This is a genomic window from Mesobacillus maritimus, assembly GCF_044803185.1.
Lineage (GTDB): Bacteria > Bacillota > Bacilli > Bacillales > Cytobacillaceae > Mesobacillus_B > Mesobacillus_B maritimus_B.
Map to the genome: position 1 here is coordinate 1,657,377 of NZ_CP085225.1, position 19,859 is coordinate 1,677,235.

The following is a 19,859-nucleotide window of genomic DNA, read 5'->3' on the forward strand; positions in this document are numbered from 1 at the left end:
TTAATGAAAATAGGGATTGTTGGTGGAACTGGTTTTTACGATTTAGTTGAAGGCATGAAAGAAATCACGGTGTCAACGGAATATGGTGATGCGGTTGTATTTGAAGGTAAACATGCTGGGAAGGAAATCTATTTTCTTCCAAGACATGGGAGGAATCATGATAGCCTTGCTCATGAAATTAATTATCGCGCAAATATGAAAGCCCTTAAGAAGCTAGGAATTAATCATGTGATTGCCATGTGTGCGGTGGGGTCACTAAATCCAGATATTCCAGTGGGAGCGCTTGCGTTATTGGATCAGTTCATGGATGTCACAACCACTCGTATCAAAACATACGGCCAATACTCTGTTGAAATCACTCAACCCTATTGTCCAGATTTAAATCAAAGCTTTCTAGATGCGGCAAAAGAACTAGGTTTAGAGATTACACCAAAAGCGAACTATATATGTGTCGATGGTCCACGTTATGAAACGTCTTTAGAAATTAATGTATATAAGCAATGGGGAATGGATGTTGTTGGGATGACGAATGCGACAGAAGCCATTCTAGCAAGAGAGCAAGGGCTTGCCTATGCAGTTGTCACAATCTCAACGGACCTAGCTGCGGGAACAACAGATGTTCCACCAGATTTAGACACACATAAAAACGTTGTAAAAGATAATCATCAAAAGATTAGAGACTTGTTCTTAAAAACGATTGAACTTGTTTCTGATGAAAAGCCGTCGATTGCTCATGAAGCATATGAAAGAGCACTCGCGGCACGAAAAGAAAAGCTAGAAAAAATGGCCGCAGCAAAAGCTTAATAAGCGATGTCAACTCTCATTAAAAATGCTGAAATCATGACGATGTCACCTGAGTTTGGAACGGTGAAGGGAAGCATTTTCATTGAAAATGGCAAAATAGCAAAAATCATTCAGAATGAAGAGCCAAGTTTTCACTCAGATGAAGTGATTGATGCACAATCGCAATTGGTGATTCCAGGAATGACTAATGCACATTATCATTCCTATTCGAACCTCCTAAAAGGGACGGAAAATGAGTACCCCCTTGAAATTTGGTCCTTATACACAGTTGCTTACGGTCACTCCTTAACGGATGAAGATATTTATCTTTCGGTATTATTGGGTGCGGCCGAAATGATTCGAAGTGGGGTTACAGGATGTATCGATCATTTTCCACATTTGCCTAGAATAGAGGCGGCCTTAAAAGCTTATGATGAATCGGGAATGCATGTATCTTTTGGACCGATGATGCATGATGTACCTGATCATCAGTTTCTAGGTGTATCCTTGCCTGATTTTTTAATCAAAAAGCTTGAAGCAAAGGCACCCATTTCAGTAGTGAAGATGAGAGATTTATATGAAGAAATCATTCTGAGATGGCATGGGAAAGATGGGAGAATACACATTATCCTTGGCCCGAATGCTCCACAGCGTTGTAGCAGGGAAATGCTGGGCTTATGTAAAGATTTAAGTGATCAATATGATCTTAAAGTTCATACGCATCTTCTCGAAACGAAAATCCAGGAAGTAATCGGAAGGAAAACCTTTGAAAATGGAATCATCGGTCTAATAGAAGAAGTTGGGCTTTTAAACGACAAACTATCTGTTGCCCATGCGGTTTGGTTGGATGATCGAGAAATTGAGTTTTTGAAGGAAAGAAACGTTGCCTTTGTCCATAACCCTGCTAGTAATTTTATACTTGGCAGTGGGAGAGCGCCAGTTTCCACTTATGTAAAGAATCATATGCCTGTTGGGCTTGGGACAGATTCTTCTAATTGTGGAACATCTCATAATCAGTTTGAAACGATGCGTCTGGCGTCGATGATGCAGCGTATGAGTAATCCCGACTATACGGAGTGGATTACTGATGAATTAATTTTTAAAAGCGCTACCGTCACAGGAGCAAAAATAATGGAGTATTCCAATAAACGTGGCAAGATTGAAGTAGGCTATGATGCTGACCTTGTTTTTCTTAATAAGAATACATCCACCTGGGCAGCAACAAATGACGCGATTTCCCAGCTTGTTTTCCATGAAAATGGTCAATCAATTGACTCAGTTATGATCAAAGGTAACTGGGTGTTCCGAAAAGGGAAGATTCTTAGTTTTGATGAACATAGCGTTATTGCACGAGTTCAACAGCGTATGAAACAGGTGATGGAAAATACTTCTGATGCGTTGGAATTTGCCGAAGAGCTTAAACCGTATTTCGAGAAGTTTTACCACGATTTCTATAAATAGGAGGCAGAAAAATGTCAATTGATCTATTAAAAAAGGAATTACAATACGTTTCCCATAAAGTTTACCAAAAAGGATATACACAGGCGACTGGTGGAAATATCAGCGTTCGAATTCCAGGTACAGATCATGTATTGATTAAGCAAAGCGGAGTAAGCCTTGGAGAAGTTAGTCGCGAAGATGCACTAATTGTAAACATGGATGGGGAAGTGATTGAAGGACAGGGAAAACCATCAAAAGAAATTGGTTTTCATTTAGGCGTCTTTAAAGTTCGCCCCGATGTGAATGCAATCGTTCACTGCCACCCAAATTATGCAATCGGATATGCTTGTTTAGGAATGGAACTTCCACTCCCAACCGTTACTGCTAGAAAACTATTAGGTCATGTTCCAGTGGCGGATGTCGCTCCTTCCGGTTCAAAGGAATTAGCACAGTATGTAACCGAAGTATTCGAAAAGTATCCCGATATCAAAATCGCTTTAATGAAAGATCATGGCGTTTGTGCTGTTGGAGCAACTTTAGAAGCGGCCTATAATGTCGTTGACCTGGCAGAAGCGACAGCGAAACAAGCATTTATTGTTTCACAGCTTCAAGCTAACTTGAACATCCCTGTCACTAATTAATATTCTACTGATTCGTTGATGAAAAAAGTAAGCAAAAGCCTTCCATTTTGGAAGGCTTCATCAAAATGATTCTGAAACAGGGAGTGATTTTATGAGATTGATGGAAGAGGTAGTTCAAAGTTTTAAAGAAAAGAATCTAGCATTACCAATTTGGTACGAGAATGCTTCTCTGAAAGTATTGGACCAATTGAAACTTCCATTTAGTGAAGAAGTTTATACGGTGTCCGATGTCGAACAATTAGGTGAAATGATTCGCTCCATGATGATCCGTGGTTCAGGGGCAATCGGTATTTGTGGGGCATATGGGGTCTTCTTAGCAGCGTTAAATTCGAAGGGAAATGTAGACGCCATTAAAGAAGCGGGAGCCTTATTAAAAAGTACACGTCCAACAGCAGTTAATCTAATGAAAACCGTGGATGAAATGCTGTCAGCAATAGAAGGTTCTGGTGAGGAGCTTATTGAAAAGATCGAAACAAAAGCCGTGGAAATTCTTAAGCGACAATTAGAGTTTGAATATCAATTAGGTGAATACGGTGCCGCGTTAATCGAAGATGGAGAAACGATTATGACCCATTGTCATTCTGGTGCGTTAGGCGGATCAGGCTATGGTGGCAGGGCTTTATCTGTAATAAGGAGAGCTCATGAACAAGGGAAAAACATTCATGTTTATACGTGTGAAACACGTCCTTATTTACAGGGAGCTAGAATTACAGCGTATGAGTTAAAAAAATTCGGCATTCCCCATACATTGATTACGGATAATATGTCCGGCTTTTGTATGAGCACTGGTCGAATCCAAAAAATTGTCGTTGGATCTGACCGTGTATCTGCGAACGGAGATTTGGCAAACAAGGTTGGAACCTACATGCATGCTTTAGCGGCAAAAGAACACAATATTCCTTTTTATACAGCGACTTCAAGTCATACGATTGATTTTAACACTAAAAGTGGGGACTTAATCGAAGTGGAAATGCGTGATTCAAGCGAAGTGACCCAAATAAAAGGAGTCCAAATTGCTCCGGAAGGGACACATGCTCTCTATCCATCCTTTGATATTACGCCCAATCGATTAATCACTGGGATCATCACGGAAAAGGGAGTGATTTCAGCCCCTTATGAAACGAATTTGAAAAAAGTAGTAGAGAACATAAGCGTCCTTTCCAATTAATTTTAAAAATAAGTAAGGAGGCATTCCAAATGGTAAGAGAGGCTATCCTTGCATTAATTGCAGGAATGGTAATCGGAATTGTCTTTAAATTAATCAAACTTCCTTTACCCGCCCCGCCTGTTCTTGCTGGTGTACTTGGTGTTGCAGGAGTTTATCTTGGTGGGAAGTTCATCGAATTAGTCCTTTTAAAATTTTCATAAAGGAGAGCTTCTATATCAAGTTATCAAGGGTTACTTGGTAGGTGCGTTTATTGGTAAGCCTGTTTCCCTAGTCTTGAATAATCAAAAACAAACTTTACGTACACGGAAATCATAATCAATCTTAAAAAGGCATTTGATATCGCATTGAGATATTAAATGCCTTTTTCAACTTTTGTATGGTGTATTTGTGTTCTGCTCGATTGCCGCTCAAAAACTTTTTCTACGTCTGATATCCAGTACCTGTAGCCAAGGGGAAAACCAGCATTCTAGCTTATGTTCACATATGACGTTCAGTTGTAGCCGAAAAAAGAATATACTTAAATTATTGTAAGTTTCTTGTCCAATCCCAAATCATTTGGTGTCAAGTTCAGATATGACGTATTAAAAAACGATATAGATTGTGAACTAAAGGATATATTGTATTCTACTGCGACCAGATATGAATATGAAATAAAAGAAATGGAAATTATGCCAGACCGCATTCACTTGTTTAAATCTACAAAACCAGCAGTTTCCCTAGAGATGTTGCTCGTACTCATAAAAGCATTTCAGCTATCATGCTTAAAAGATTTCCGAACTTAAAGAGATTTTGCGAACAGTGCCTGGCACTGCTCGCGTGCAAGAAAAGCTGCTAAGGTAAGCTGAATGATGGAAGGAATCGGTTTTGCCTATCGGTATAGTGCCTGACCCCAATTCTAAAGTGTCTACTTGCAAGGGGGATGCTTACTAAACCCATTTTCTAGCCTTCTTACTGTGACAAACCTGCTTTGATTTGAGCAATGTTCCATTCCATCATTTTGATATACGTATCGCCATCTTCACGAGGTGCTCCTAAGGAGTCTGTAAATACTTTGCCCATAATCGGAACATCTGTTTCTGCTGATACTGTTTCCATACTTCGTGGGTCGATGCTTGTTTCTAAAAATAAGCCTTTAATTTCTTTTACGTTAATGATATCTACAATTCTTGTAATTTGATCGGGCGTTCCTTGATTTTCTTGGTTGATTTCCCAGATATATTCAGCTTGAAAACCATAGGCAGAACTAAAGTATTTAAAGGCACCTTCACTTGTTACAAGCACACGTTCTTCCTCAGCGATTTCATTAAATTGCTCGATGGCATTTTGATGAAGTTCTTTTAATTTCGCGATATATTCGTCAGTATTTTTTCTGTAAACATCTTCATTGTCTGGATCGACTTTAATGAGTCCATCACGAGCATTTTCGGCATATTTAATACCGTTCTGTATATCTAACCATGCATGAGGATCTTCTTCCCCCTCATTTCCTTCGGTTGTTAAATACATCGGTTCAACTCCATTACTCATAAGGAACACAGGCGCATCTTGACCGTCTTTTCCTGCCGTTTCCATCAGCCGGTCAAACCATGAATTTCCTGCCTCCAAATTTAACCCATTGTAAAAAACAGCGTCTGCATCTGTTGTCTTTTGGACATCCTTTGGCAGCGGATCATATTCATGCGGATTTGAACCAATGGGTGCTAGACTATGAATGTCAACTAAGTCACCACCAACATTTTTCACGATGTCATACACGATTGAGTAGGTCGTAACGACTTGAACTTTTTCTTCGCCTCCATCTGTAGGGGATGTACTCGTTTCTTCTTGGTTGGTGCATGCCGCCATCATGAAAAATATCAAAAGGGTTGAACACAACAAAACTAATTTTCTCTTAATCATTCTTCTTTCCTCCCAATCGAAAAATTATTAAGTTAACGAAGCTCTTTTTCTCTTTATTTTTAACGTTTTCCACACTAAACCATGTTTAGGAGATAGGAAGAAAACGAGAATAAAAATTGCTGTTGCTGCCAGAACAATGGTTGCCCCTGAAGCTAAGTTAAAGGTGAAACTAAAGTAAAGTCCGACAATGGATGAGATGACGCCGATTCCTGCGGCTAGAAAAATCATCACTGATAATCGATCCGTTAATAAATAAGCGGCGGCAGCGGGAGTAATTAACATCGCGACAACCAATACAATGCCAACCGTCTGCAAGGAGGCAACGGTGACCATCGTCAATAAGGTCATGAGAAAATAGTGAATCAGGCGTACTGGTAACCCGTAGGCCGCAGCCATTGTTTCATCAAAAGAGGTAACCAATAATTCTTTGTAAAAGAGATAGACGGCCCCAATTACAAACAAGCCGATTCCTAGAGTAATCCACATATCGGACAACCTTACTGCTAGCACGTTCCCAAATAAAATATGGTATAAATCGGTACTACTTTTTAGCATCGTGATAATAAGAATTCCTGAAGCAAATGCGGCTGTGAACATAATACCAATCGACGTATCGTGTTTAATTCGACTGTTTTGGCTAACAAAGCCAATCGCAATAGCCGTAATCACTCCACTTATAATGGCACCGAAAAAGAAATTGATCCCCAGCATATAGGAGATGGCAACCCCAGGAAGGACCGCATGTGAAATCGCGTCGCCCATTAAAGCCATTCCACGAAGAATGATGAAACAGCCGATGACCCCACAAATAATTCCGACCATAACCGATGTCAATAACGCTTTTTGTAAAAAACCATACTGCATAACCGCTTCGATAAAAGCCATTACGTCGACACTCCCGTCTCATTCAGAACTGCTAATTGTCCCTTATAGGCTTTTTCAATGATCTCAGGCTTAAATACCTGGCTAACACTTCCAAACCCAATTAACTCTTTATTGAGCAAAATAAGCTGATCGAAATAATCATTTGCTTTGCTTAAGTCATGGTGCACAACGATGACTGTTTTCCCCTGTCGGCAAAGCTCTTTTAAGATTTGGACAATGGTTTCTTCACTTGTTACATCAACACCAACAAAGGGCTCATCGAGGAAAAATATATCTGCATTTTGGGCGAGTGCTCTTGCAAGAAAGACGCGTTGCTGCTGTCCGCCAGAAAGCTCACCAATTTGCCTTTTCATGTAATCTTGCATTCCAACTCGCCCGAGACATTCAAGCGCCCACGCTTTTTCTTGTTTCTTTGGTCGTCGGAACAGTCTTAAATGCGGATACGTTCCAATTAACACGACATCAAGGACCGTGATTGGGAAATCCCAATCAATCGTATTTCGCTGCGGAACATAAGCAATCTTCTTTCTTGCCTCTTTAATGCTCCTTCCTAACACTTTCACTTCTCCTTTGTCCGATGGAATCAAATTCAACATTGCCTTGAGAATAGTCGATTTCCCCGCACCGTTTGGACCAATAATCCCCACTAAATTTCCTGGCTCAACGGCGAGGCTCACTCCTTTAATTGCTTCCGTTCCATAATAGGAAACATGAAGATCTTTTATCGAAATAGCGCTTACCATACACATTTTCCTTTCCATTTAAAAGTAAACAATCGCCTTTTTTCGTTCCAATAAAAACATGGATGTAGCCAATAAATGTTACTGTGTGCAATAAACATAGATATAACAAAGAGTTTTGCCTTAATGCAAATTATATGTCAATGATAACCAATGTCAACTGTTTATTTTAAAATACTTGCAATTTTTTAAATAACTGAGGTAATCAAAACGGAGGTGGACGGGTCTATGATCAGTGAAAGATATTCAAAAAAGGGGTCAGATTCCTTGGAGTAAAGCGTTACTTCAGTGGAGCTGGTCCCATTTTTGAATATACTAATGACACAATATTAGAAAAATAAAGGTTATACAGGGATAGCAATCCAGAGCGAAAGGGAGTAATCCTATGTATACAAGTATTAAAACCCAAATAGGAATCTCTTTACAAAGTTTTCAGATGAATATGAATAGTTCTTCAATTTGAGGGATGAGAACTAAATGGATACGATAGATAAGTAGACTTTTGATAAACAGCGGAAGAGGTGAACATTTCTTACTTTTATAAGGAAACGGAAAATAAGGGGAATATCTAATAAACAACTCTCTACATGCATAAGAACGAGACAAGAAAAATTTTATTAGAAACTTCTTCTACAGTAGGAGTAAATCAAGCTATGGTTGATAAGTGCTCCAAAATTAGTCGCAATCATGGGTCTATCGTGGAGTGGAAAGTCTACATGTGTTCAAATGTTAAATCGTTTGATTGAACCTACTGTAGTAGAATCTTTTATTTTTTGGGTAGAAGATAGTAGAGATACTTATTCAAAATAGGACTAAGGAGAATCAACATGATTAAAAAAATGATCGGTTTGACATCAACATTGGTTTTATCACTCGGCTTAACTGCATGTGGAGGTAGTAATACGGAAACCAGTAGTACACCCGAATCAGTAGGTGAACAGGTAGAATACGAGATTGTCGGAATTGACCCAGGATAAGGACTGATGGATTTAACCATTAACAAGGTTTTACCAGAGTATGGTCTCGAAGGAAAATGGGATGTGTTAGAAGGATCTGGTGCCGCTATGACAGCAGCATAAGCGGAATTGAAAATAGCGTATGTAGCTTGGTCAGATGTAATCGCTAGTTCTAACGTTATAAAATATGTGTTGGAAAACAAATTAGATTATAAAGTTAAATTAATTCAAGTTGACCCCGGAGCCATGTGGGCCGGCGTTGCAGACGGCAGTGTAGATGTTACGATAGGTGCGGCACTCCCAACTACACATGCTACTTACTACTCAAAATTTGAAGAAGAACTTGTTGATTTAGGTCCAAACATGTTGTTCCTGCCTATATGGACATTAATTCTATTGAAGATTTAAAAGAGGCAGAATAACATTTGATTATAAAGACACGAACTTTAATTGTATAGTGTACCTTTTTAAAGGATTTCAAAAAAGGGCTAGGCAGTCTTAAGAAGATGGTTTCTGTATTGAATAGAGGTCATCTTTTTTTCAAAATGGTAGAAAGCGCCAGGTGTGCCATCCATAATCTGGATGGTGCCTGGCACTTTTACTCATTACACTCTGGTACATCCTTATGAATAAAATGTCCTGCGTTTCTGAGTTTGCTAGGATGTGATTGGATGGCTATGACCTTGAAAATCTCAAGAAGTAGAAAGGTGCGAGAAACAATCAAGAATCTGGATGGTTCTGGCACCTTTTTATCGGGTACTCTGTGCTTCTACTTAGATCTACAGAAGCAATCGCTCGAGGAAATGTAGGTATATAAGGATACTGTTGAAAAATTACGAAGACGATTACACTTATTAAGTGGTTGTCTATTCACATTTGACTTTATACTGTGAAATAATAGCGTTTTTACAAAAAACCAGAAGTAAAGGGATATTACTTTACCAAAGTTTAAAGTAAGTTAGATGGGGAATAATGGATTACTATTAGCTTTATGGAGGCTTTCTAAATGGAATCGAACAGAGAATTGTTTGCTAAAAGTTGTTTCGTTTTTACTATGGTAAGAGGGCTAAATTTAACTATTGAAGAAGATATAAGGCTACGGTTAAAGGACTATGAAGTAGGATTTTCTAGTTTTCGTATTCTTTGGATACTATTTTTTGCTGAACAAATGACAATGAGTGATCTTTCAGAGATATCCCAAACGAATATTTCGAACGTATATAGACAACTTCTAAAACTAAAGGATAATGATTTAGTTGATATTAAAAGTGGGGAAGATGCACGTATCAAAGAAGTTTCCTTAACCAACAAAGGCCAAACACTTGTACATCATTTCATTGATGAAAAATCTACTTTTCCAGACTTTCAATTGTCCTCAATATTAGCAACGGTTCCGAGAGAAGATATAGATAAATTTATTCAAGTGGGCTCGATTTTAAGCTCTAAATTGATAGGGGGGAATTTCATAAATTTTGCGAAAAATATATCGCAAACAATTGTAAAAAATGATAACAGCATTTGATAAGGAATTTGTTCTCCCTATCAAATTTTTTTAATGAATTAGTTGTCATCGCAAATAATTTTTAAAGCTAGTAGGTAAGCTAATCAGTAATCTATAAAATTTAATTATTATCCGAATAAATATTGATTATATGGTTTTTATGGGTTGTTATATAGGAGGTTTTATTAATGAAGCATATGAAGTATTCCAAAACATTGTTATTAATAATGATGATACTTCCTTGGTTTACGTTTCCTTTGTTGGGAAAAGATGCATTTAAGCGATTTTTACCAGCTGCTTTATTTATTTCTTTAGTAGTACGGATTGTTAATTTTATTGCCAAAAAGCGAAGATGGTGGTGGTGGTATGAAAAACTCCATCCTAAGATTTCAGGCATTATTCCTTTTATATGGGGACCGTTTTTGGTAGGCTCACTCTGGATATTAAAATGGACTTATGGAAAATTTTTTAGGTATTTAATTTTGAATTTAATGGTAGATGGTGTGTTTACATATGGTGTAGTGTATTACTTACAAAAATTCGGAATCGCTTCTATGGTTCGAATGAAAAAAATCCAAATAATGTACATTTTTACTATTGAAGCATTACTATTATATGGATTTCAATTTGTAAAAGAAAAATTATTAATGAGGAGTGTATAAAGTCGTCACTTACTTTAAAATAGAGGCTGTAATTATGAGGTTATAGAAGGGCCGGATTCCATTAGGATCCGGCTTTTCCTATTATAAAACGGTGAAAATTAAATAGAGGGGAGGAATATGCAAGAGCTATCCACTAATAAGTGAAGTAAAGTTTCCAACGTTGTCACCTTATACTTGCTTCATAAAATTGAAGCCAAGCTCGACAATGTCGTCTAACCGATTCAGAACCGACCGCATCCGATGAAGGAATGCGATTACTTGGAAAGGAAAATTATGTAGAGAGAGCCTGAGCCTGATAGTGTTCAAGAAATGCTAGAAAGTGATTCCGAAAAGGGAGAGGTATTCTGACACCTAAAGTGACAAGTCACAGTGACTTGTCATAAATGATTCAATAACGAAACTGGATGTAGCATTATAGATTGATTCGAACATATAATTTGTGCGATGAATTCATTAAATAAATTTTCATTTAATTATTTTTTCTACGTACTTCTAGGGAATAGATGAGTTTATAGAACTATTCTCATCATCGTTTTATCTTTTTGGCACAATAAATGCATATTTAAAGTTAAAAGTAAAAAAAACATAGGGTATGGATGTTTTTCACAATAATGTTTAAAGAAATACGCAAAGAGCTTGATAGTACACTAAAAAAATGACAAAAATAGAAGAGAAACTTAACTAAATACTGTGCAACTACAGTCTACATTTGTAGGGGGAAATAGTTCCACAAATAACTTCAAACTTTACATAGGAAAATAGATATACAAAAAGGTGCACTAAAACTGAGTGCACCTTTTATTTTTATGAGTTGTATATTTCTCTGTTTATATTCACAATATCCTTATGTGATAATTCCCCTTCCTTTTTTTCTGCAAAGAGCTCTGTAAACCGTTCCATCACCTTATCTCGTAGTAATGGTGCTTTTTCTTTATTTGCCTTTTTCAACGCTTCCGTAAGATCATTTTTTGTTAACTCTGTGCAGTAAGCAGGAGTTCCTGGCTGTTGTCTCCAAGAGTCACTTAAAGAACCACTATCTACAGTGTCGAAGCCTAGCTCGTTTACTACTTCCATGACTATTTGTTTTTGTGATGGATTATTACCAGCAACTGCCATCGAAATTCGTCCACCAGAATCTTCGGATTTTCCTTTATGTTCTAAAGTATAGGCTAATAAGTTGTTGAAAGCTTTTATGATAGGTCTGCCTAATTGAGTTGAAACCCAAACACTTTCAACCATCCCGTTTTCAATTTCTTCAATTTTACCGTCTCTAAAAGGATAATAATTTGAAGTATCTACAATAATTACTTCCTCCCCGACTTGATCGATCATGTTCCGAATGCTTGGAAGTGCTTTTATTGGGAGAGATAGTATAAGAACTTCAATATTTTTAATTGCATCCTCTACAAGTACAGCTGTTCCAGCAAGCTCTTTTCCTTCTAGACGTTCAATTCCTCGTGCATCTGCAATTTTGACATCATGTCCATTCTTAACTAATTTTTTCGAAATAATGGACCCAATTGGTCCAGCACCGATAATTCCAAATCTCATGATTGTTCCTCCTATAGTATTTGTATATAAAAGAATTATTCAGCTTAAAGTTACATACTCAAATGTCTATCAAACGGTAAACATCTATCCAATAGATAGTAAAAACGTATTGAGTATTTCTATTACATATACTAGAATATAATCATTTCTCATCTTTTTGAAGTAGGCAATAAAAATGGATGTAGTACATTTTTTTGTACTTAACAGTAGAAAGCAGGTGAATAGGTGTCTAGGATATGTAAGGATGGATTTGACAAAGAGTGTATAAAGGAACAAAGAGAATTTTATGGCATTGCTTATACCCAAAACATCCTTTCTGGACGTTGGAAATATATCATTCTTTGGTATTTAAAGACCAAAGAGCGTCGTTATAGTGAAATTAAAGCCTTTTTATGGGATATTTCACAAGGTTCTCTTACAAAGCAACTTCGAGAACTGGAAACAGATGGTTTAATTAATCGCAAAGTTTATCCAGAGGTTCCTCCTCGTGTAGAGTATTCATTAACCTCAAAAGGAAAAGAATTCATTCCTATCATTGATTTAATGGAAGAGTTCGGGAAGAAGTTTGGAGAGCAGGTAGACTAACCAAAGCGCTCACATTCATCGTTTACCGTTTACCCAAGGTACAAAAACTAAATGGTGTATATAGGAAAAGTTGTGGGGAGAGAGATCGTTCTCGTGGTAGCTTTTTCTTTTATGATAAAAGTTTGTGAAGAAATGTTACGGGGGCAAGAGTTGAAGATCCGAAGCTGTCATTGTGGCAGCTTTTTTTACACTAACTAAGCTATTAGTACAAAAAAATGTACTACAGCAATTTTTATTGCCCTCTTTTAAAAAATGAGAATTGGTTTTATTCTAGTGTCTGTAACAAAATTACTCCATGCAACAAGTTGATAGGCAAACGGTATAATATGCAGATTCTGAACATTTCAGTATGAAATAGCTGATGTGGATGAACGGTTCAATCTTATTGTTGGATCCATACTTTTGACCTGCGTTCTAGATAAATTCAGCCCGATAAACTGAGTGGAGGTTCCTTAAGATAAATGGACACCTAAATTTTAACTGTGATATAGTTAGCTTGCTAAGTACATTTTTGTAGTGGAGGCATATCTATGAACGATAATAAGGTTGGATGCGATATTCGTGAGTCGTTAGATAAAATCTCATCTAAAATGCGTCGAGATTATAGCGAAAGTCTTAGAGAACTTAATCTTCATGTAGGCCAGGATAAACTACTCGCTCGTTTGTGGTTAGGCGATGGGGTAACACAAATGCAACTATGTGAACATTTAAAATGCGAACCGCCTACGGTAACAAATATGGTGAAATCGCTGGAGCTAAATGGGTTTATATACCGTAAACGTGATGAACAAGATGCAAGGGTTATGCGCATTTATCTAACCGAAATAGGCAAAGAATTAGAGAAACCGGTTGATTTCAAATGGAAACAGCAGCAAGAAAAATTACTCGATTCAATCTCACCGGAAGAACGGTTAATCTTAAGGGAACTTATGAAGCGAATGGAGAGAAACTTGTTCTAAGTTTTCTCTGTGTTGATATTTAGTAGGTTAAATAAATGTTTAGCAGCCTAAATATTAAATCGTTCTATATCGTTTTTTTACTAAGTAAAAGGGTAGGGGAATCCCCTGAAGAGGTGCCTCTAGCCGAAATAATGATATCTGTACTAGCTAAAATGTTTTAAATTAGTTAGCAAGCTAAATATTTTTTGTGTTTTTCAGATCTATGGAATTTAGTGCGGCTCTTTTGCTTACTTGGAGCCTATTTTAAATAAAGGAGAAAAAATACATGAAAGAAAGAAAAGAGATGCAATTAGCACTACAAATGGTTTCGGGATACGGAGCTGAATTTAGCGCTTGGAGAATGCCTGGTACCGACCCGGCAGCCTACACAAATACGGATGGTTATGTGGAGCGAGCTAAATTAGCTGAAAAAGGAAAATTTCAAATGATTTTTATCGCTGATACTCCAGCATTAACCGTCGACTTAGGCCCTCAGACTCCTAGTTTCCCTATGGACCCTATGTTAGCACTAATGGCTGTAGCCAGAGAAACGAAACATATTGGGCTTGTTGCTACACTATCCACGACATTCAATTATCCATATAACATAGCACGTCAGTTCAAAGCACTCGATGTGATAAGTAAAGGGCGTGTAGGTTGGAATGCGGTCACCACATCCGAGCCATTAGCCGCAGCAAATTTTGGTGCTCGGGTTGCCAACCGCAAAGAACGATATAGCATGGCTCATGAATCCATCCAAATTGTCCAGGCATTGTGGGGAAGTTGGGAACCAGACGCTTGGACGCTAGATGTAGACGGAGGAAAATTTGCCGACATGGACAAAATTAAGCCTATCAATCTTCAAGGGGGGTATTATGCATCTCGTGGTCCTTTGCCAATCCCCCCTTCTGAGCAAGGTCAGCCAGTAATTTTCCAGGCAGGCGGAGGGGATGAAGGATTGGAATTGGCGGGGAGGTACGCTTCTGGTGTCTATGCAAATCCTTATGATATAGAATCTGCTCGTGAACATAGGCAAGCGGTTCGACAAAGTGCTGCCCGTTTTGGCCGAAATCCCGATGACATTAAGATGTATGCAGGTTTTATGTTTTCCATCGGTTCAACGGAAGAAGAAGGTTTAGAACGACGAAGACAGCTTATGAGCTTTAATCCTGAGGAGATTCCTAGTAGGGTAAGTTACCTTGGTTCCATGGTTGGTTTACCACTATCGGTGAATTCAGTAGATATTGATCAACCATTATCAGCTGACTTGTTAAAAAAGGCATACGCCAACCCAATGGATCCACGTTCCGACAGAGCTTTAGAGCTTCTGAAACAAGGATTATCCATTCGAGATGTTCTTGCTCATGGAGTCATTAACTATCATCCAGTAGTTGCAGGCACCCCCGTACAAGTTGCCGACTTCTTGGAAGAATGGTTTTTGGCTGGTGCATGTGATGGCTTCTCGGTTGTTCCGGATATAGCCTATGATGGAGTTGCTGATTTTGTGGAACTGGTTGTTCCAATTTTGCAGGACCGCGGTTTGTTCCACAGAGAATATGAAGGAAAAACACTGCGCGAGAATATGGGAGTTCCTTATCAATACGGAAGGCTGAAAGATAATTAAAGCTTAAGTATCTAAACAACAAACAATGATTTGCTAAAAAATAAGCGATTATTAATTAAATGGGTTTAAAGGAGATATAAAATGAAGAATCAATACAATACGCGTGCCATTATGGCATCGCTGCTTATCTGCGGTTTCGTCGGCATGTTCAGCGAAACTGCCCTCAATATTGCTATGACTAATTTAATGGAAGTATTCCAAATTTCAGCAGCAACGGCACAGTGGTTAACAACTGGGTTCTTGTTGACACTAGGCATTTTAATGCCAATGAGCGGGTTATTGCTGCAGATGTTTACGACGAGGCAGCTGTTCACAGGTTCGCTTATCAGCCTAATCGTTGGTACATTGATTGCGGCGATCGCGTTCAATTTTGAAATGTTAATGTTCGCCCGTGTTTTACAAGCAGTAGGCATGGGCTTGTTGCTTCCACTTTTGTTCAATACCATTCTTGTCGTTTATCCGCCTGAAAAGCGGGGTGCGGCAATGGGGTTCGTCGGACTTGTGATCATGTTTGCTCCAGCGACAGGACCGACCATTGGTGGTCTATTAATCGAATATTTAACATGGCATTACATCTTCTGGCTATCACTTCCATTTTTAGTTATAGGGTTGTTGATAGGGCTAAAGTATTTGGAAAACGTTACGGATGTCACAAAGCCTAGGATCGATATTCTATCTGTCTTATTATCAACGGTTGGTTTTGGAGGTATTGTCTTTGGCTTCAGTAAGGCGGGCGAAGGAGCTGAGGGTTGGAGCAGCATGGTCGTAGTCACATCGATCGTCGTTGGGCTTGTTGCACTGGTCTTGTTCATAGTACGACAGAACTTAATGAATGATCCGATGTTGAATCTGAGCGTTTTCAAGTATCCGATGTACGTCGTTGGGCTACTTCTAGTCCTGTCATGTATGATGATTATTATGTCGAGCATGATTATTCTGCCGATGTTTCTCCAGACTGGTGCAGGACTGTCTGTTTTCATCGCCGGACTCATGCTTTTGCCAGGCAGCGCGTTGAACGGGATTCTATCACCACTAGTGGGGCGTTTATTTGATCGATTTGGACCGAAATGGCTCGTGACTCCCGGCCTCGTTCTCGTTGCAGTTATGTTATGGTTCTTTACCACCCTATCTCCTGCTTCTTCAGTGGCCTTTATCGTGGCGTTGCATATCGGGCTCATGGTAGGGGTATCCATGATTTGGATGCCTGCACAAACGAACGGACTAAATCAATTGCCGCCGGAATTATATCCGCACGGCACGGCGGTCTTAAACACACTGCAGCAGGTTGCAGGCGCAATTGGAATAGCGGTAGCAATCAGTATCCTTACGGGTGGTATGGAGAAATACTTGCACGGGTCCTCAGAGCCGACCAAGCTGACCGAAATAGCAAACGCGATGACGGCAGGGTCACAAAACGTGTTCTGGTTCACGATGATTATAGCATTGATTAGCTTGATCCTAGCATTCTTCATTCGGCGCGTAGTCAACCACGAGGAAAGGTATTCGGGGCATTGATGTTTTTATAAAAAACAACAGGGTCACTGAAAAAAATAATATATAAGTTGACCCTGTGTATTTAATTACGAAATCTTAGTGACATAGATGAAATTCTATGTCATTTTTTCATAATACTAATCCTTTTATTTGAAAAAGTGTTGTTAATGGAAAGCAGCGGTATTGCATAGTACAAATATACTGATTAGTAAAATGTTTATCGGCCTTATTCAACTATATGGTAGCGTATCTTTAATATAGATTGTTATAACAAATGCTTGGAGTTATGTGCTCCAAGCATTTTCTTTGTACGATTAATGGAACAATGGGGTCAGTCCCCGTTTGAGTAAAGCGTTACTTCGTAGGTATAGTAACCGCATTGAAGATGGCCTTAAAGAAAAGGATTGTGAAATTTTAATGTGAAACAAGAAATATCGGTTTGGGACAGGCACTCTAACTAATGGGGAGAGAAAGAAGGAACGATAGGAAAAGCCTATGGAAGATTGAGCCAAGCTGAAGAAGAAGCACTTGTGAAGGAACAATTTGGCGTTCAGCAATAATTTATAGGAAGTATGCCTTCATAGGTTCATATTTTCGCCTAGTTTTAAAAAAACAGAGGCTGACTTAGAAGGTTTAAACAAAACGTCCTTTTTTGTCAACCTCTGTTTTTATTGATGTTTTTAAAATTTCTTTAATGAAAATAACTTTAAAATTGGATGCTTATTTTTATCAGTTATTTGCAGTTCTTCCATAACGAGTTCATTTTTGCGTGCATCCAGCCACTGATTTAATTCCAATTTATCTTTACACTGGGTTAAGTAAATCTGTCCACTCTTCCCAACAGCATTAACGATAAATCGATGCGCGGATTTACCCATACGTATCACCTGTTTCTAATAGGATTATTATGAAGATACACTGAAATTTAACCCGACACTATCAGTCTAAAATGAACAGTATTGGTTTGGAAAAACGTAACGTGCCACAACAGTTCATTTACATCTCTGGTGTATATGAGAGCTATTCTAAACGCTCAACTTACTTTCCGTCAATAGGTTAAATAAACATTTTACAAAGAGTTTAATAAACTTAACAAATGAAAGAATAAAAGAGGGGCAGTCAACCATGGAGGATGAGTAGTCTGTCGAGAAATTATCGACAGCCTGAGTTATTCCGAAAAAAAGACAAACACATAGTTAGCATGTGTTTGTCATAATAAATATTACCAAGGTTGACTTGTTGGGCCGATTGTAAATTCGTTAATATTCGTATCTTCTGGTGGATCAATCGCAAACGCCACAATATTGGCCACCCTATCAGGTGTAATTCTTAAATTGCTCGTACAGCGCAGTCATACCTTCTGCCATATTCATATCGGTTATCGTATTTAACAATTCGGTGTTGATTGCCAGTAGAAGGTGTCAGGCACCATCCAGAATCTGGAGGGTGCCTGACACCTTTTTCGTTTTCTTTAGCCTTTCTATAGAACTACTTTTGAAACAAGATTCTTCGGGACGTGCCAGTGGAACACATATAATATTAAAATAAAAGAAAGCTTTTTCAACTAATGAACTAGTAAGGTGGAATAAGTATTGTCGTTCCTTCCTGCGTAGTAGACAATTACTGCGCAGCAAAAATCTTCATTTTTTGAATTTGAAAAAATGTACTTAAGTTAACGGAGCCATTTAGAGGGCAACGAATTACATCTATGAAAATTTGGTGAGGTGTTATAAATGACTAGAATCCCTGCTGTGGAAACTAAAAGGCTAATTCTTAGAGAACTTAGTGAAGATGATTTTGAAGATATTTATGAATTTAAGTTAGATCAAAAAGTTGTTGAATACTTAACTTGGGGGCCAACTAATAGAGAGCAAACATTACGTAGTCTTAGAAAGCAAATTGCTTTTCAAAACGAAGAAAACAGACAAATATTTGTTTTAGCGGTCGTATTAAAATACACAAATAAAGTTATAGGAAATGCATTGTTAATGATAAGAGATCAGGATTTTAAAACAGTAGAAATCGGATATTTTATTAACTCAAACTACTGGAAACAAGGTTATGGGATAGAAATTGTTAACGGATTATTATATTTAGGGTTTAATACTATGGATATCCATAGGATATATGCGGTCTGTGATGTAGAAAATGCTGGCTCAGTCAACCTCTTAAGCAAAATAGGTTTCCGACAAGAAGGCCATTTTATAAAAAACTTAAAGGTAAAAGGACAATGGAGAGATAACTACTTATTCGCTATGTTAAAAGAGGAATTTAAAGGTTTGTGAAATATCGGTACCGATTACAATCAAACTGCCCAATGAAGAACCACTGTTCATCTATCAAATGCTTTTTGAGACTTTCCTTGCTATGAAACCTCCATAAAAGGATTAAAAAATTTCTTACCCTGTCCTTTTCTCCTCCTGCTCACTATATAAACAGTGAAGGGAGGTGAGGAACAATGGCACAAGCTATGTTAAAAGATTCTCGTATGACGTTAGTTTTTGAAACGGGCTTAAATGAGAAAGGCGAGCCGATTTTCAAAGGGAAATCTTACGCGAACCTCAGAAAAGAGGCGACTCCGGATCAGCTGCATCAAGCAGCAACGGCACTAGGCGGACTAAGTGCGTATCCGCTTAGCTCGGTCGAACGTACTGATAATCACGACATTATTTAATCCCTCTTAATAGGGAAGGAAGGAGGTGAATAGGATGGCAAAGACATTGGAATTACAATTTGGAACGGATCTTGGCAAAGTCGCTCGATTGACGGTGGACAACCCCGTTGAGCCGGTGGATGTAGCTGCCTTAAAGCTGGCAATGGAATCGATTATTGCATCAAATGCATTTTTCTCAGCTTACGGGAATCTTGTTTCCGTTGGCGGTGCTCGCGTGGTCGAACGAAATGTTACAGAATACGAGATTATCTAATCATAAAAGGGCCGGATTCCATTAGGAACCGGCTTTTCCTATCATGAAACGGTGGAAAATCAATA

Annotated in this window: 22 protein-coding genes and 1 pseudogene; 17 read left to right on the forward strand and 6 right to left on the reverse strand. The window is 38.3% G+C overall.

Annotated features, from left to right (window positions below; all coding sequences use genetic code 11):
* The first annotated feature begins 3 nt into the window (after nucleotides 1-3).
* The 6 genes from LG336_RS07915 (at nucleotide 4) to LG336_RS07940 (ending at nucleotide 4,814) form a co-directional block, all read left to right on the forward strand.
* Nucleotides 4-804, forward strand: coding sequence for an MTAP family purine nucleoside phosphorylase (locus LG336_RS07915; RefSeq protein ID WP_404332028.1), 801 nt, complete (start codon nucleotides 4-6; stop codon nucleotides 802-804).
* Between the two features lie 6 nt (nucleotides 805-810).
* Nucleotides 811-2,244 (forward strand): amidohydrolase family protein, encoded by a 1,434-nt coding sequence (locus LG336_RS07920; protein WP_404332029.1) that lies wholly within the window; start codon nucleotides 811-813, stop codon nucleotides 2,242-2,244.
* An 11-nt stretch (nucleotides 2,245-2,255) separates the two neighbouring features.
* On the forward strand, nucleotides 2,256-2,864 hold the full coding sequence (locus LG336_RS07925) for a class II aldolase/adducin family protein (protein WP_404332030.1): 609 nt from the start codon (nucleotides 2,256-2,258) through the stop codon (nucleotides 2,862-2,864).
* Nucleotides 2,865-2,955: 91 nt separating this feature from the next.
* Nucleotides 2,956-4,032 carry an S-methyl-5-thioribose-1-phosphate isomerase gene (mtnA, locus tag LG336_RS07930; RefSeq protein WP_404332031.1) on the forward strand — a complete coding sequence of 359 codons (1,077 nt, stop codon included), beginning with the start codon at nucleotides 2,956-2,958 and terminating at the stop codon, nucleotides 4,030-4,032.
* Nucleotides 4,033-4,061: 29 nt separating this feature from the next.
* Nucleotides 4,062-4,232 carry a XapX domain-containing protein gene (locus LG336_RS07935; protein WP_404332032.1) on the forward strand — a complete coding sequence of 57 codons (171 nt, stop codon included), beginning with the start codon at nucleotides 4,062-4,064 and terminating at the stop codon, nucleotides 4,230-4,232.
* 336 nt (nucleotides 4,233-4,568) lie between these two features.
* Nucleotides 4,569-4,814 carry a transposase gene (locus LG336_RS07940; RefSeq protein WP_404332033.1) on the forward strand — a complete coding sequence of 82 codons (246 nt, stop codon included), beginning with the start codon at nucleotides 4,569-4,571 and terminating at the stop codon, nucleotides 4,812-4,814.
* Nucleotides 4,815-4,980: 166 nt separating this feature from the next.
* Here LG336_RS07940 and LG336_RS07945 read toward each other — a convergent pair whose 3' ends face one another.
* Genes LG336_RS07945 through LG336_RS07955 form a run of 3 tightly spaced genes read right to left on the reverse strand, consistent with a single transcriptional unit; the run spans nucleotide 4,981 to nucleotide 7,559 of the window.
* Nucleotides 4,981-5,931: a metal ABC transporter solute-binding protein, Zn/Mn family gene (locus tag LG336_RS07945; RefSeq protein ID WP_404332034.1), complete on the reverse strand. Its 951-nt coding sequence runs from the start codon at nucleotides 5,929-5,931 to the stop codon at nucleotides 4,981-4,983.
* 27 nt (nucleotides 5,932-5,958) lie between these two features.
* Complete coding sequence (locus LG336_RS07950) at nucleotides 5,959-6,816, reverse strand: metal ABC transporter permease (protein WP_404332035.1); 858 nt, start codon at nucleotides 6,814-6,816, stop codon at nucleotides 5,959-5,961.
* Nucleotides 6,816-7,559, reverse strand: a complete 744-nt coding sequence (locus LG336_RS07955) for a metal ABC transporter ATP-binding protein (protein WP_404332036.1) — start codon at nucleotides 7,557-7,559, stop codon at nucleotides 6,816-6,818. The genes LG336_RS07950 and LG336_RS07955 overlap by 1 nt, the downstream gene beginning before the upstream one ends.
* 824 nt (nucleotides 7,560-8,383) lie before the next feature.
* Here LG336_RS07955 and LG336_RS07960 point away from each other — a divergent pair.
* From LG336_RS07960 to LG336_RS07975, 4 genes are all read left to right on the forward strand, one after another.
* Nucleotides 8,384-8,533 (forward strand): hypothetical protein, encoded by a 150-nt coding sequence (locus tag LG336_RS07960; protein ID WP_404332037.1) that lies wholly within the window; start codon nucleotides 8,384-8,386, stop codon nucleotides 8,531-8,533.
* A 108-nt stretch (nucleotides 8,534-8,641) separates the two neighbouring features.
* Nucleotides 8,642-8,920, forward strand: a complete 279-nt coding sequence (locus LG336_RS07965) for a glycine betaine ABC transporter substrate-binding protein (RefSeq protein ID WP_404332038.1) — start codon at nucleotides 8,642-8,644, stop codon at nucleotides 8,918-8,920.
* 598 nt (nucleotides 8,921-9,518) lie between these two features.
* Nucleotides 9,519-10,034, forward strand: coding sequence for a MarR family winged helix-turn-helix transcriptional regulator (locus LG336_RS07970; protein ID WP_404332040.1), 516 nt, complete (start codon nucleotides 9,519-9,521; stop codon nucleotides 10,032-10,034).
* A gap of 167 nt (nucleotides 10,035-10,201) precedes the next feature.
* Nucleotides 10,202-10,675, forward strand: coding sequence for a hypothetical protein (locus LG336_RS07975; protein ID WP_404332041.1), 474 nt, complete (start codon nucleotides 10,202-10,204; stop codon nucleotides 10,673-10,675).
* An 804-nt stretch (nucleotides 10,676-11,479) separates the two neighbouring features.
* On the opposite strand, the gene LG336_RS07980 is transcribed toward LG336_RS07975, so the two are convergent.
* Nucleotides 11,480-12,226, reverse strand: coding sequence for an NADPH-dependent F420 reductase (locus tag LG336_RS07980; protein WP_404332042.1), 747 nt, complete (start codon nucleotides 12,224-12,226; stop codon nucleotides 11,480-11,482).
* 225 nt (nucleotides 12,227-12,451) lie between these two features.
* Between LG336_RS07980 and LG336_RS07985 the strand changes: the two genes are divergently transcribed.
* From LG336_RS07985 to LG336_RS08000, 4 genes are all read left to right on the forward strand, one after another.
* On the forward strand, nucleotides 12,452-12,811 hold the full coding sequence (locus LG336_RS07985; protein WP_404332043.1) for a winged helix-turn-helix transcriptional regulator: 360 nt from the start codon (nucleotides 12,452-12,454) through the stop codon (nucleotides 12,809-12,811).
* 530 nt (nucleotides 12,812-13,341) lie between these two features.
* Nucleotides 13,342-13,770: a MarR family winged helix-turn-helix transcriptional regulator gene (locus tag LG336_RS07990; RefSeq protein ID WP_404332044.1), complete on the forward strand. Its 429-nt coding sequence runs from the start codon at nucleotides 13,342-13,344 to the stop codon at nucleotides 13,768-13,770.
* Between the two features lie 265 nt (nucleotides 13,771-14,035).
* On the forward strand, nucleotides 14,036-15,373 hold the full coding sequence (locus LG336_RS07995) for an NtaA/DmoA family FMN-dependent monooxygenase (RefSeq protein ID WP_404332045.1): 1,338 nt from the start codon (nucleotides 14,036-14,038) through the stop codon (nucleotides 15,371-15,373).
* A gap of 81 nt (nucleotides 15,374-15,454) precedes the next feature.
* Nucleotides 15,455-16,888, forward strand: coding sequence for a DHA2 family efflux MFS transporter permease subunit (locus tag LG336_RS08000; RefSeq protein ID WP_404332046.1), 1,434 nt, complete (start codon nucleotides 15,455-15,457; stop codon nucleotides 16,886-16,888).
* Between the two features lie 659 nt (nucleotides 16,889-17,547).
* On the opposite strand, the gene LG336_RS08005 is transcribed toward LG336_RS08000, so the two are convergent.
* Both LG336_RS08005 and LG336_RS08010 read right to left on the reverse strand, forming a co-directional pair.
* Nucleotides 17,548-17,745 (reverse strand): hypothetical protein, encoded by a 198-nt coding sequence (locus tag LG336_RS08005; protein ID WP_404332047.1) that lies wholly within the window; start codon nucleotides 17,743-17,745, stop codon nucleotides 17,548-17,550.
* A gap of 344 nt (nucleotides 17,746-18,089) precedes the next feature.
* Nucleotides 18,090-18,276, reverse strand: a pseudogene (locus tag LG336_RS08010) (oxidoreductase); the annotation flags it as partial.
* Between the two features lie 324 nt (nucleotides 18,277-18,600).
* Between LG336_RS08010 and LG336_RS08015 the strand changes: the two are divergent.
* From LG336_RS08015 to LG336_RS08025, 3 genes are all read left to right on the forward strand, one after another.
* Complete coding sequence (locus LG336_RS08015) at nucleotides 18,601-19,152, forward strand: GNAT family N-acetyltransferase (protein WP_404332048.1); 552 nt, start codon at nucleotides 18,601-18,603, stop codon at nucleotides 19,150-19,152.
* A 173-nt stretch (nucleotides 19,153-19,325) separates the two neighbouring features.
* Nucleotides 19,326-19,541: a DUF1659 domain-containing protein gene (locus LG336_RS08020; protein WP_404332049.1), complete on the forward strand. Its 216-nt coding sequence runs from the start codon at nucleotides 19,326-19,328 to the stop codon at nucleotides 19,539-19,541.
* Nucleotides 19,542-19,575: 34 nt separating this feature from the next.
* Complete coding sequence (locus tag LG336_RS08025; RefSeq protein ID WP_404332050.1) at nucleotides 19,576-19,794, forward strand: DUF2922 domain-containing protein; 219 nt, start codon at nucleotides 19,576-19,578, stop codon at nucleotides 19,792-19,794.
* The last annotated feature ends 65 nt before the right edge of the window (nucleotides 19,795-19,859 follow it).